The organism is Bacillus sp. S10(2024), from assembly GCF_050473865.1.
Lineage (GTDB): Bacteria > Bacillota > Bacilli > Bacillales > Bacillaceae_G > Bacillus_A.
The window spans coordinates 373,030-387,023 of record NZ_JBFLUR010000002.1 but is presented as its reverse complement, the minus strand read 5'-3'; the positions used below and the strand labels follow the sequence as shown (position 1 = coordinate 387,023).

12 protein-coding genes are annotated in these 13,994 nt (G+C 36.0%); 3 read left to right on the top strand and 9 right to left on the bottom strand.

Going from position 1 to position 13,994, the window contains the following annotated elements:
- Nucleotides 1-5: 5 nt before the first annotated feature.
- Entirely contained in the window at nucleotides 6-929 is a 924-nt protein-coding gene (gene cyoE, locus AB1280_RS02150) for a heme o synthase (protein WP_272188264.1), read from the bottom strand.
- A 628-nt stretch (nucleotides 930-1,557) separates the two neighbouring features.
- Here cyoE and AB1280_RS02145 point away from each other — a divergent pair.
- Complete coding sequence (locus tag AB1280_RS02145) at nucleotides 1,558-2,505, top strand: COX15/CtaA family protein (RefSeq protein ID WP_429754745.1); 948 nt, start codon at nucleotides 1,558-1,560, stop codon at nucleotides 2,503-2,505.
- A gap of 100 nt (nucleotides 2,506-2,605) precedes the next feature.
- On the opposite strand, the gene pyc is transcribed toward AB1280_RS02145, so the two are convergent.
- The 3 genes from pyc to AB1280_RS02130 all read right to left on the bottom strand — a co-directional run bounded on the left by pyc (nucleotide 2,606) and on the right by AB1280_RS02130 (nucleotide 8,013).
- Nucleotides 2,606-6,049, bottom strand: coding sequence for a pyruvate carboxylase (pyc, locus tag AB1280_RS02140; RefSeq protein WP_429754744.1), 3,444 nt, complete (start codon nucleotides 6,047-6,049; stop codon nucleotides 2,606-2,608).
- 335 nt (nucleotides 6,050-6,384) lie between these two features.
- Nucleotides 6,385-7,587 carry an FtsW/RodA/SpoVE family cell cycle protein gene (locus AB1280_RS02135; RefSeq protein ID WP_429754743.1) on the bottom strand — a complete coding sequence of 401 codons (1,203 nt, stop codon included), beginning with the start codon at nucleotides 7,585-7,587 and terminating at the stop codon, nucleotides 6,385-6,387.
- 141 nt (nucleotides 7,588-7,728) lie between these two features.
- The gene (locus AB1280_RS02130; protein ID WP_020059288.1) at nucleotides 7,729-8,013 is read right to left on the bottom strand and encodes a YlaN family protein; all 285 of its coding nucleotides are present in this window, start codon (nucleotides 8,011-8,013) and stop codon (nucleotides 7,729-7,731) included.
- Nucleotides 8,014-8,166: 153 nt separating this feature from the next.
- Between AB1280_RS02130 and AB1280_RS02125 the strand changes: the two genes are divergently transcribed.
- On the top strand, nucleotides 8,167-8,664 hold the full coding sequence (locus AB1280_RS02125) for a peptidyl-prolyl cis-trans isomerase (RefSeq protein WP_272188268.1): 498 nt from the start codon (nucleotides 8,167-8,169) through the stop codon (nucleotides 8,662-8,664).
- Between the two features lie 77 nt (nucleotides 8,665-8,741).
- Here the strand turns inward: AB1280_RS02125 and AB1280_RS02120 are convergent, their stop codons facing one another.
- Together AB1280_RS02120 and AB1280_RS02115 are read right to left on the bottom strand one after the other, a co-directional pair.
- Entirely contained in the window at nucleotides 8,742-10,070 is a 1,329-nt protein-coding gene (locus tag AB1280_RS02120; RefSeq protein WP_272188269.1) for a PhoH family protein, read from the bottom strand.
- Nucleotides 10,071-10,236: 166 nt separating this feature from the next.
- Entirely contained in the window at nucleotides 10,237-10,692 is a 456-nt protein-coding gene (locus tag AB1280_RS02115; protein ID WP_272188270.1) for a pyridoxamine 5'-phosphate oxidase family protein, read from the bottom strand.
- Between the two features lie 254 nt (nucleotides 10,693-10,946).
- On the opposite strand from AB1280_RS02115, the gene AB1280_RS02110 reads away from it, so the two are divergent.
- Complete coding sequence (locus AB1280_RS02110; RefSeq protein WP_272188271.1) at nucleotides 10,947-11,147, top strand: YlaI family protein; 201 nt, start codon at nucleotides 10,947-10,949, stop codon at nucleotides 11,145-11,147.
- 137 nt (nucleotides 11,148-11,284) lie between these two features.
- On the opposite strand, the gene AB1280_RS02105 is transcribed toward AB1280_RS02110, so the two are convergent.
- From AB1280_RS02105 to typA, 3 genes are all read right to left on the bottom strand, one after another.
- The gene (locus AB1280_RS02105; protein WP_429754742.1) at nucleotides 11,285-11,560 is read right to left on the bottom strand and encodes a hypothetical protein; all 276 of its coding nucleotides are present in this window, start codon (nucleotides 11,558-11,560) and stop codon (nucleotides 11,285-11,287) included.
- Between the two features lie 14 nt (nucleotides 11,561-11,574).
- The gene (locus AB1280_RS02100) at nucleotides 11,575-11,877 is read right to left on the bottom strand and encodes a YlaH-like family protein (protein ID WP_429754741.1); all 303 of its coding nucleotides are present in this window, start codon (nucleotides 11,875-11,877) and stop codon (nucleotides 11,575-11,577) included.
- Nucleotides 11,878-12,051: 174 nt separating this feature from the next.
- On the bottom strand, nucleotides 12,052-13,896 hold the full coding sequence (typA, locus tag AB1280_RS02095) for a translational GTPase TypA (protein WP_272188274.1): 1,845 nt from the start codon (nucleotides 13,894-13,896) through the stop codon (nucleotides 12,052-12,054).
- Nucleotides 13,897-13,994: the final 98 nt, after the last annotated feature.

Sequence of the window (13,994 nt, the reverse complement as noted above, 5' to 3'; positions counted from 1 at the left end):
TTGTCTTAGAAGAAAGTTACAACAATCATTGAAATAAATAAGATTGTTAAATAATTTAAGGAGTATACAAACATTTGCACGGACCATTTGATGTCATCTTTCTTACGGAAGCCATAAAACCCTAACACGATCCAACCGATGTTAAGCAAAGTTGCAATTACCATAAATGTTACTCCAAGTGCATTCATATAAAATGGCAGTGGCAATAAGCATACTGTCCAAATCATAATTTGACGTTTTGTAATATCAAATCCATGCGCAACAGGAAGCATTGGAATACCTGCATTACGATATTCTTCAACACGTTTCATCGCAAGTGCGAGGAAATGTGGAATTTGCCAAACAAACATAATTAAGAATAGCATCCAAGCAATAGGATGATTCAAGCTAGGATCAATAGCTGCCCAACCGATTAAAGGAGGAACTGCACCTGATACACTCCCTACTACTGTATTTAACGTATATTTTCGCTTTGTCCATAATGAATATAGAACAACATACGTAAAGAAACCAATAAAACCAATAAATGCTGCCATTGGTGTTGTAAATAGTAAAAACACAAAGCCCAGAAGCGCAATTGAAATACCTAATGTTAATGCGAATCCAGGTTTATATTTCCCTGTTACTGTTGGGCGATTTTTTGTTCGTTCCATTAAATGATCAATATCACGGTCAATATAGTTATTTAAGCTACATGCCCCCGCCATAATTAATGCAGAGCCGACGATTGTAAAAAACATTTTATCTAAATGGTCCATTACATTCAATCCATTGAAATGTAGAGCTAACCATAATCCTGTAAATACAGTAAGTGTATTTGAATTTACAATCCCCATCTTAACGAGCGCTAATAAATCTTGTACACGTGTTGTTTCCGGTACATTTGTTACAGCTGACTCATCATGCAGTTCACTTGTTGCATGGTTCATCACTTTAACCCCCTCTTAAAACTTCCATACTTTCTTTTGCCTATTTACTTAAAATAAAACAGCATGCTTTTATACAGCAATATTATTACAGTGGAAATGTTGTTTTATGATTTTACTATTAATATACACTTCTTGCTAGAATATATTAAAACATATTTCACGAAGAAATTGTGAAGAAAACATGAACTTTTTGTGTCTATGACTTAAAAAGTTTTCCCATTACTTCATCAAGTATAGAATGTAATTATCTTTTATAATAAACCATTTTGTCAGATTCTGCATGTATTTCCGTGTATTTCTTTATAAAACTCACTATTTTTTGTTAAAATAAGCAATTTATTTTCCTTTCTTTCTCCCTTTCTCTCCCCTTTGCTATTTTATCAGATTTTCTATATCATAGGACTGTAGTGCATTTCTGTTTCTATAACATTTATGGCTATTTACAAGTAGCTAAGCCTGTACCTCAAGATTCTAAAGACAGAAAGAATATAGGTTAGGAACTGCTCGTATGCGCCAAATTAGTTTAACTAGCCCTTGGTTAGGATGAAAAACAACAGCGAGGGAAGTTTTACTTTATTTTATTAAAATATTGCACAATAACTTTGAAATTGAAAGTTGGTGAAAAAGATTGCAACGCTTTATAAAATGGTTAGCAGTCATTACAAGTCTTGATTTATTATTTGTACTACTTGGCGGAGCATTAGTTACTAAAACTGGCTCTGGACAAGGCTGTGGTAAATCTTGGCCGCTGTGTAACGGAGAACTTGTTCCTTCGAATTTATCCATGGAAACAATTATTGAACTCAGTCATCGTCTTACTTCAGGTTCTGCAGGAATTCTCGTTACACTACTATGTATCTTATCTTGGAAATATTATGGACACGTTCGTGAAACAAAAGCACTGGCTATTTTATCTTTTGTGTTTTTAATAGCGCAAGCGCTAATGGGCGCTGCTGCGGTTGTGTGGGGGCAAGTTCCGGCTGTATTAGCAATTCACTTCGGTATTTCCCTTATTTCGTTTGCTGCTGTTATTTTATTAACACTTCTTATCTTTGAGATCGATAAGAAATTTGATGCCCATTCACTTGTTATTGATAAGAAGATGAAATTTCATATTTACGGTGTAACAATTTACAGTTATCTTGTTGTTTATACTGGAGCGTTAGTGCGTCATGAGCATGCGAGTTTAGCATGTCCGAGTTTCCCATTATGCAGTAAAAATAGCCCACTTCCAATGCAGTTTCATGAATGGGTACAGATGGGACACCGAATTGCAGCTCTATTAATTTCCGCTTGGATTTTATATGCAATGCTGATAGCTATTAGGCATTATAAGCAACAACCTGTTGTCTGTTATGGATGGATTACAGCTTTCATTCTTGTCGCGTGTCAAGCAATCGCTGGTATTTTAGTTGTATATACAGAAGCAAGCTTAGCAATGTCACTTCTGCATTCACTCTTTATATCATGTTTATTTGCTGTATTATGCTATTTAGTGATGCTAGGAACACGTAGTAAAACAAACATGAAAAACACAGAAATAAATCGTACTACTAAGCAAACGAAACTATCATAATAACTTGTCTCTTCGACAAGTTATTATTTTCAAAAAGCAAAAGAGCTGCACAAAAGCAGCTCTTTTTTATTTCCAAAATTGGAGTAATAGCCTTATTTTATCACTCGAATTCAATCAGCAAATCACCTGTTTGAATTGCATCTCCGTCTTTCACATACACTTTTTTCACCGTGCCAGTAAATGGAGCTTGTACAGTTGTTTCCATTTTCATCGCTTCTGTAATTGCCATGGTATCACCTTTTTTCACTTGCTCCCCTTCTTTTACCACCACTTTAATTACAGTGCCCGGCATTGTTGCATTAATATGACTTGGATTTTCACGATTCCCTTTCACTCGTTGCGAAACCGTCACTTTAACACTTTCATCTTTTATAACAATTTCACGAGGCTGTCCATTAAGTTCAAAGTAGACAACACGTGTACCATCTAATTGTGGTTCTCCAATCGAAATCAATTTCACAATTAACGTTTTACCGCGTTCAATTTCCACACCAATTTCCTCGCCAAGTCTCATCCCATAGAAGAATGTTGGTGTATCAAGAACAGAAATATCTCCATATTGCTCTGCAACCTTTTGATAATCCATAAATACTTTTGGATATAACGCATACGCTACAATATCAAACATCGTTACTTCACGACCAAGTTTATGGAATAATTCTTCTTTTAATACTTCAAAGTCAATCGATTCTAATAATTCACCTGGTCTTACTGTTAAAGGCTCTTTTCCTTTTAGAATAATCTCTTGTAACTCTTTAGGGAAACCACCATATGGTTGTCCAAGATCACCAGAAAACATCTCCACAACTGATCCCGGGAAATCCAATGCATGACCACGTTCATAAATATCTTTCTCTGTTAAATGATTTTGTACCATAAATAGAGCCATATCACCGACCACTTTTGAAGATGGAGTTACTTTCACAATATCACCGAACATATCGTTAACACGACGATACATTACTTTCACTTCATCAAAACGATCTCCTAATCCGACAGCTTTTGCCTGCTGCTGTAGATTACTGTATTGGCCACCTGGCATTTCATGCATGTAAACTTCTGTATGCGGTGCATTCATTCCACTTTCAAAAGAAGAATAATATTTACGAACATCTTCCCAATAATGAGAGAGTTTCTCTAATGAATTTACGTCCACATTTGGTTGTCTTTCATTTCCTTCTAATGCATAGAACAATGTATTAGCGCTCGGCTGAGATGTTAAACCAGCCATAGAGCTTACCGCAACATCTACAATATCAACACCAGCTTCAATTGCTTTCGCATATGTTAATACACCGTTCCCGCTAGTATCATGCGTATGAAGATGCACCGGAATCGATACCGTTTCTTTTAATGCGGATACTAGATCGTATGCTGCATTTGGTTTTAATAATCCTGCCATATCTTTAATCCCTAAAATATGAGCACCCGATGCTTCTAACTCTTTTGCTAAGTTTTTATAGTAATTTAAATCATATTTACTGCGCATTGGATCATGGATATCACCTGTGTAGCACATTGTTGCCTCTGCAATTTTACCACTTTGACGCACAGCATCAATTGCAACACGCATACCTTCCACCCAGTTTAAGCTATCAAAAATACGAAATACATCAATACCCGCCTGCGCAGAACATTCTACAAACTTTTGAATTAAGTTATCTGGATAGTTTTTATATCCCACTGCATTTGATGCGCGAAGAAGCATTTGAAATAATACATTGGGCATACTCTCACGTAATTGTAATAAACGTTCCCATGGATCTTCTTTTAAGAAACGATACGCGACATCAAATGTTGCTCCGCCCCACATTTCTGTCGAAAATAAATTCGGTAACATTCTTGCTGTTGGTTCAGCAATTTGTTTCAACTCTTCTGTACGAATACGCGTTGCTAATAATGATTGATGCGCATCACGAAATGTAGTATCGGTTAATAAAACTTGTTTTTGTTCTTGAACCCATTTTACTAATCCATCGGCTCCGCGCCCATCTAAAATTTGTTTCGTACCAGCCTCGATTGGTTCAGAATGTATTATGTTTGGAATGCGCGCTTCTGCAAAAATCGGTTTTTCTTGTTTTCCTACTCCAGGGAATCCATTTACCGTTACCGTGCCAATATACGATAGCATTTTTGTACCACGGTCTTTTCGTTTTGGAAATACGAATAGTTCCGGTGAGGAATCGATAAATGATGTATCATATTCTCCCGATAAAAAGCTTTGGTGTTTTACAACATTTTCCAAAAACGGAATGTTTGTTTTAATACCACGAATCCGGAATTCTTTTAAGTTACGTACCATTTTTGATGCTGCTTGTTCAAACGTTAATGCCCAAGTTGTTACTTTTACAAGTAATGAGTCATAATATGGCGTAATAACTGCACCCTGGAAGCTATTTCCTGTATCTAAACGCACCCCAAAGCCGCCACCAGAACGATACGCCATAATTTTCCCGGTATCTGGCATGAAGTTATTTAGCGGATCTTCTGTTGTTACACGAGATTGAATTGCAAATCCATGCGTAATGATATCTTCTTGTTTTGGAATACTTATTTTTTCACTATGTAAAGCATATCCGTCAGCAATTAAAATTTGTGATTGAACGATATCAATACCTGTAATCATTTCTGTAATTGTATGTTCCACTTGAACACGTGGATTCACTTCAATGAAATAAAATTCGTTTCCTTTTACTAGAAACTCAACTGTTCCCGCGTTCACATAATTAACATTTTTCGTTAATTGAACTGCAGCCTCACAAATACGATTGCGCAGTTCAACTGGAAGAGACACACTTGGTGCTACTTCTACCACTTTTTGATGCCTACGCTGTACAGAACAATCGCGTTCATATAGATGAACAATATTTCCCTGTTCATCTGCTAATATTTGTACTTCAATATGCTTTGGATTTTCAACAAATTTTTCTACATATACTTCATCGTTCCCAAATGCAGCTTTCGCCTCGGATTTCGCACGATCATACGCTTCCTTTAATTCCCCTGCACTGCGTACAATCCGCATCCCGCGTCCGCCACCGCCAAGAGCTGCTTTAATGATAATCGGATAACTATACTTTTTCGCAAAATCGGCTACTTCTTCAAGATCATTTATAGGACCATCACTACCAGGAATAACAGGGATATTCGCCAATTGCGCTTGCGTTCTTGCCTTTACTTTATCTCCAAACATGTCTAAATGCTTACTCTTTGGACCGATAAAAATAATCCCCTCTTCTTCGCAACGTTTTGCGAATTCGATATTTTCTGACAAGAATCCGTATCCAGGGTGAATTGCATCAACATGATTACTTTTTGCAATTTCAATAATACCTTCAATATCAAGATATGCATCAATTGGTTTTTTACCTTCTCCTACTAAATACGCTTCATCTGCTTTATAGCGATGATATGAGCCGCTATCTTCCTTCGAGTAAATCGCAACTGTGCGTAGCCCTAATTCTGTACAAGCACGAAACACACGAATTGCGATTTCTCCGCGGTTAGCTACTAATACTTTCTGAATACGTTGCAGCCTTTTCATGATTTTCCCCCTCTATTTTCCTACCATTCAAAACACTATAAATTTGTCCCGTTTTAGCGGGAGTAAGTATTTCACTTTCAGCAGTACTTTTTCACTGCGTGTAAGCTTCACCTTATTTTTATTCATCATACCTTATTTTTTGACAAATGATAAGCACTCTGTCCATTATTATATGACAAAATTAGTATAGCATAAAAAGAAGGAAGCAACCATTCTTTTTGTAGAACACATTTAATAAATGTGACATACTCTTTATTGTAAAATAACAAAATAAACATCTTTTTTCTGAAGATATGCAAATAAAAGAAGCTTTGTACATTTGTACAAAGCTTCTTTTATTTAACAATAACAAGATGTCTCTCTTGTTTAGGTTGTTGTTGTTGCTCTTGCTCTCGCTCTCGCTGCTCTCTTTTTTCTTGCTGTTTCACAAAACTAGCTACATTTAATAAAATTCCCATTGCCGCTAAGGTTGACACTAAAGAAGTACCACCATAACTAACAAATGGCAGAGGCACACCAGTAAGTGGCATAATTCCCGTAATGCCGCCTAAGTTTACAATAGATTGCACCCCTATCATACTCCCAATTCCAATCGCAAGTAAGCTTCCAAAAGGATCTTTACATTTTTGTGCAATTCGAAAAGCACGAACGACAATGACTAGTAAACCTATTAAAATAATAGCCACTCCAACAAACCCTAGTTCCTCTGATACAATTGCCATAATAAAGTCTGTATGCGGTTCTGGTAAATACCCATACTTTTGAATACTATTTCCTAAACCTCTACCACCTACACCACCAGAAGCAATACCAACAAACGAATTGATTAATTGAAATCCCTTTCCTTGCGCATCACTAAACGGATTCCAAAATGTAGTGAACCGTGCGATTTGAACAGGTGTTAAAACATTTTTCCCTATAAAATATCCGAGCGGAATCCATATAATAGATGTAAGAACAATTCGTTTTAGCCAAACTTGAAAGGGGATCCCTGAACAGAACGTCATAATCCCAATCGTTGATATAATTAATAATGTTGTCCCTAAATCAGGCTGTTTTAAAATTAAATAAATTGTAATCAATAAAAAAATAAACACTCGGCCAGCACCATGCCAAATCGGTCCATCTGTTGCTTGCTTTTTTGCATAAAAACGCGCTAATACAATGATGATCCCTAATTTAACAAACTCCGACGGCTGTACACCAAACACCCACGATTTCGCATGATTCACAACAATTCCCCATTTTAAAACAATTAACAGCATTCCTACGCTAACCACAACGATTAAAACAGCAATGATACGCTTTCGCCAAACTTGAAAGGGAACAAACATAGCAATAAGCAATCCAATTGTTCCGACGATTAATGCTTTTAACTGTGATAGAAAAAAGTGATCGCTCGTCCACCCGTATTTCGGATAATATTTTGTAATCGCAACAATAGAGCTGGCACTATACACCATAATAACGCCGATCACACATACGATAACAAGAGGAAGCACTAAAGAATAATCTATTGACTTCCAGACTCTTTTCATTCAAAATCCTCTTTCTCTCTTCTTTTTTACAGTTGTATTCCATATATATTTGCATTCTTCCTGCTTTTCAGGAAAAATCGTTTTTTTTCCACAAAAAAAGCTCAAACTGATTCAGTTTGAGCCCCTTATTTGAACCAGCTATTATTGTTTGTTTGTAAAAGCATCATGTAGCGCCGATAGCTCGCGTTCTAATTCTCCTAAAATTTCTTTACCTTGCTCTTCAGCAATGAGACCAAGACGAACCGCAAAATCAACTTCACGGGATAAGCCAAACATTTGTGTATCGAGTACCTCTTCGTACAATGGACACTGCGGCATCGTAAGGTGGTCCATTTGCACCTTAATAAGTTTTAAAATTTTCTCTGCATCAGCTTGTAGAAGGGCAAGTGCCTTTTCCTGATGATTTGTTACTGTCTCAGACGCCAAATTGGTTCCCTCCGTTTCCGTCCTACTCTCCTATCCTATCTATTAATATTAGCGATAGTTTTCATAAATTGCAATAGAAACATTTTCTGTGACAATTGTTCCTAGTCCTATTATACTGAAAAGTGGGAGTATAAGACAAATGGGGGAACAACAATGAATGAAATCTTATTTATTAACGGAAATGTACGCTTTCCAATTACAATTGATCCAAGTGTCTGGATTTTTGATGATCGAAAAGTTGACTTAACAACATACTTTACAACTCCAAAAGAAAAAATAAGTGAGTTAGCACAATATACTAAAGAAGCATCCAAACATTGGGATCGTGAAATTAGAGAAGGAGCTATTTTTCCACCGGTTAATAAAAGCGTTGCAAGATTTGAAAAAGAAAAGATTATTACCGGAACATTCGGCATACCTTTTTTACCTTTTTTAGAAAACGCAGAAATTTCTAATGACGCAACACTTGTAGAAATTCATACTGAATCTGGTATTACAACCATTTCAATAAACGAAGCAAAGGATGCTATTCTCGGTTTTTCTAGTATAGGGAAGCCACTAAAAGAAGATGGCCCTGTTCACCTTTATTTCGGTGATGGCTCTAATGTCAATAATCCTATTCGATATATTCGAAAATTTACTATTGTGTAAAATGAATATTCTATTAGTGAAAGAACTTATTGTTTGTTCATAGAAAACAAATAAGAGTGGCTTATCGCCACTCTTTCCTACAATAAATCTGCTGCTAGTTGCGCTAAGTTAGAGCGTTCACCTTTTACAAACTTCACATGTCCACTAATTTTTTGTTCTTTAAACTTCTCTACCACATATGTTAAACCGTTATTATATTCATCTAAATATGGATGATCAATTTGCTGTGGATCTCCCATTAAAACAATTTTACTTCTCTCTCCGACACGCGTTAAAATTGTCTTCACTTCATGTTTCGTTAAATTTTGTGCTTCATCGATAATAATAAACTGCTCTGGAATACTACGTCCACGAATATATGTTAGAGCTTCTACTTCAATAGAACCCATTCCCGCTAAGATTGCATCTAATTCACCAGGCTTTTTTGTATTGAATAAATATTCTAAATTATCATAAATCGGTTGCATCCAAGGTCTTAATTTTTCTTCTTTCTCTCCTGGTAAATATCCAATGTCTTTTCCAACTGGAACAATAGGTCTTGCCACGAGTAACTTTTTAAACATTCCCAAATCTTCTGTTTGCATTAGTCCTGCAGCTAATGCTATTAATGTTTTCCCCGTTCCAGCTTTTCCTGTCAATGTTACAAGAGGAATGTCTTCACGTAACAACAATTCCATCCCCATAATTTGTTGTACATTTCGTGGACGAATTCCCCAAATCTGCTCATTTGGAAAAATAAGCTTTTTTATCTTTTTCCCTGAATGATCTACAATCCCAAGAGCCGAACTTGATCCACCTAAAGCATCTTTCATTACAATAAATTGATTGGGATAAAACGGATGATTCGCAATTTCAGAAAGAGGAAGCTCTCCTTTTTCATAAAAACGGTTTAAAATCTCTTTTTGTATGTAATACTCTAAGAAGCCCGTATATATGTTTTCTACTTCCGTAACACGATCACTCAAATAATCTTCAGCTTGTAAACCTAGAGCATCAGCTTTTACTCGTACAAGTACATCCTTACTCACAAGGATGACAGATTTTCCATTTTCTTTTTCTTGCTCTTCTAATGATAAATTTTTAGCCACAGCTAAAATACGATTATCATTTGTTTTTTCTACAAAAATATCTTGTAATTGAACAAATGAACGATGATTTAATTCAATTCGAAATGTCCCTCCATTCTCAAGAGGAATGCTATCATGTAATTTCCCAAGTTCACGAAATTTATCTATTAGTTTTGATACATAGCGTGCATTCCTGCCAACCTCATCCATATAGCGTTTCTTTGAATCTACTTCCTCTAACACAACAGCCGGAATGACTACATCGTTATTTTCAAATGAAAAAATAGATAACGGATCTTGCAAAAGTACATTCGTGTCTAGCACATAAATTTTATTCAACCTGTTACCCCCTGACTCCACCATTAAATTTGTAGAACAAGGGTTTCATCCATGATTATGGACGAACCATTGTTATAATTATATGTACTGTACAAACGAGGTAGAATAGAAATCACTTAAAATACAAAGAAAAGGATGAACAACTTTCTTTGCTGCCCATCCTTTTTCACATATCCTTCATCGCAGATACAACTTGATTGTCTAACTTTGCCGCAGCACGAAGATCATATGTTTTTTCATATTTCGGTTCAATAGCAAGTTTCGCACCATAAAACATTACGTCACGCACTTCTTGCACAGAAACTTCAATTAAAGTTAATTTCAGCGGAACACCTTCTATCCGCTCTGTTTTTATAATCGCTTTACCACTTATAGAATATACAGACTCATCTGCCATAACAGTCAGAACAAGCCCCGCATGATGACGCAAATTTTCTACAATGCGAGAGCGTTGATCCACTGCAAAACGAATAACTTTTTCATCTATTGCATATACCCATGAAATCGCACTTACATTTGGAATGCCTTTCTCAAAATCAGTCGTTGCAATTGTTACAATACGCTCTTCACGCAGCGCTTTCACTAAAGCATTTGTTAATGTTAGCTCTACGATATTTGCCATGTTTCCACCTCCATAAGCATCTATATTACTTTCGCTCTGCCAGGCACTTAACTGTAAAAACTTAAGAAAAGAAACCTGCCCTTATGATCCACTAACCATCAGCAAAAATTATAATTCCACGTTGATAGTAGTTTCACTTATATAATAACCTATTTTTCGAATTGCGAAAATATTTATTTTTTCTCCTATAGTTCAAAAATATCTAAAGCACATGATATACTAAAGTAAGATAGAATTTGTGCCGAGGTGACAAAATGAGAGTTAAATGTATTCTTTGTGATAAAAGAGAAGATTTAAATGACGAAAATCCCGTTGCAAAACGGCTTCGCAATCGTCCTATTCATACATTTATGTGTAAGCAATGTACGGATCGAATTTCAGAACGTACTTTAGAAAGACACGCAACTGGTAACTTCCGATTATATCGTGATAAAACGGTTGAAGATGAATGGTAATATGCTAATAGGTATATCGTTTATTTGAACGCTGAAAGCAATCAAATAAATATTACTGTATAGTAAATTCAGCCGTCTACGATATGATGTACATAATTGTAACGTATAAATAAGCTCTTATCGAATAGGATAAGAGCTTATTTATATTTCTCTGGATCTCGATTTATCTGTTCTAAAAAACAATCAATTAGCTCAAGCGGAAACCGAACTGCTTTCTTTTCCCCTTCTCTTTCATATGTAACAAAATACATATCTTCCCTTTTTTCTACCGTTATATGTTTTAACTGATGGTCTTCATGTAGCATATTATGAAAAAGCATATATGTTTCTTGAGCAGCTTCATCATATGGACGAGCCTCCGCAACAACTTTAATTGTTAACCAATTATATAATGCATCTTGCACAGAATGCATCTTCCATTCCTCCTTTAGCTTGCTTTTGAATGTTTCGCTTGTCGTAAACGTAATTTATATATACCAAGTATAATAATCGCTACAACGAGCCCTTCTCCTACAGGCAGAAAAACAGCAAAAAAGGTTAAAATAGTACAACCTAGTATTAGTACAGTATAAATTATTACATTCTTTAACAAAGATAACTTTCTAGCAAACCCTAAATTATAAACAATAATGCTGAATATAATAATTGTACCGTAAAGAAGCCACATTCCCACCTCTGGATTGACATCTACATTGTACAACTTCGCAAAAAATGACATTTTTTCAAGCACTACATTTCTCCCCCTTACTCACGCAAATGAATAACAACTCCTTCTATTTCATTTCCAATTTACTTACTATAAGAGTACCCTGCAAAAAAAATACTGTCCACAAAAAAGAACAAATTTTCAAAAAATAATCACGATAAAAAAGCTGCCTTTTATTAAAAGGCAGCCCTACATTACTTAAGCTTCTACAGATTTCTTTTTCTTAGCAGCTCTTTCGCGCTCACTCTTATCAAGAATCTTTTTACGAAGACGAATTGATTCTGGAGTTACTTCACAGAACTCATCATCGTTTAAGTACTCTAATGACTCTTCTAAAGTCATTAAGCGTGGTTTTTTCATTGTTGAAGTTTGATCTTTCGTCGCAGAACGAATGTTAGTTTGTTGTTTCATTTTTACAACGTTAACTGTTAAATCATTCTCACGTGTGTGTTCTCCAACAATCATACCAGCATATACTTCTGTACCTGGTTCAACAAAGATTACACCGCGATCTTCAACTTGCATAATACCGTATTGTGATGCTTTTCCTGCTTCAAGTGAAACAAGAACACCTTGGCGACGTCCACCAACTTGTCCAGCATGTACTGGTTGGTAGCAATCGAATGTATGGTTTAAAATACCATAACCACGAGTTAATGTTAGGAATTCTGTCGTGTAACCAATTAACCCACGTGCTGGAACCATGAAAATAAGGCGAACTTGGCCGTTTCCGTTATTTACCATGTCTAACATTTCACCTTTACGTGCACCCATTGATTCCATAATAGAACCAGTGTATTCTTCAGGCACATCGATTTGTACGCGCTCTACAGGCTCACATCTTACGCCATCAACTTCTTTAATAATTACTTCTGGTTTTGACACTTGTAATTCGTATCCTTCACGGCGCATGTTTTCGATTAAGATTGATAAATGTAATTCTCCGCGTCCAGATACAATCCATGCATCAGGAGATTCTGTATTATCTACACGTAAGCTCACATCTGTTTCTAACTGTGAACGAAGACGTTCTTCAATTTTACGAGATGTAATATACTTACCTTCACGCCCTGCAAATGGGCTGTTATTTACAAGGAATGTCATTTGTAGTGTCGGCTCATCAATACGTAATAACGGCAATGCCTCTTGATGTTCAACTGGACATACCGTTTCACCAACGTTAATATCTTCCATACCTGAAACAGCTACTAGGTCTCCAGCTTTTGCTTCTTCAATTTCTTGACGTTTTAATCCCATGTAACCAAATAATTTTGTTACACGGAATTGTTTTACACTTCCATCAACCTTCATTAATGCAACTTGTTGTCCTACTTTCATTGTACCGCGGAATATACGACCAACTCCGATACGACCTACATAATCATTATAATCAAGAAGTGCTACTTGGAATTGAAGTGGCTCTTCACTGTTATCGATTGGTGCTGGAATATGATCAATAATTGTATCAAATAATGATTTCATATTCTCTTCTTGGTTTGCTGGATTTGAATCTAAGCTCGCTGTTCCGTTCATTGCTGAAGCAAATACAACAGGGAACTCTAATTGATTTTCGTTTGCACCAAGTTCAATAAATAAGTCGATTACTTCATCAACTACTTCGTCTGGACGAGCAAAGTCACGGTCAATTTTGTTTACAACAACGATTGGAGTTAAGTTTTGCTCAAGTGCTTTCTTTAACACAAATCGTGTTTGTGGCATACAACCTTCATATGCATCAACAACAAGTAAAACACCATCAACCATTTTCATGATACGTTCTACTTCACCACCGAAGTCAGCATGTCCAGGTGTATCTAAAATGTTAATTCTTTTATCTTCATAATGAATCGCTGTATTTTTCGCTAAAATAGTAATACCGCGTTCTCTTTCTAAATCATTTGAATCCATTGCACGTTCTTCCACGTGCTCATTTGCACGGAACGTCCCCGCTTGACGTAATAACTGGTCAACAAGTGTTGTTTTACCATGGTCAACGTGGGCGATAATTGCTATATTTCGTAAATCTTCTCGTTTTTTCAACATGTCCAACTCCTAGTGTCTTTTTAATCCTTCTCTATTATAAGAGCGATGGGGATGCAATAGCAATCAAAATAAAATCAAGAATGAAAATATAGTTGTAT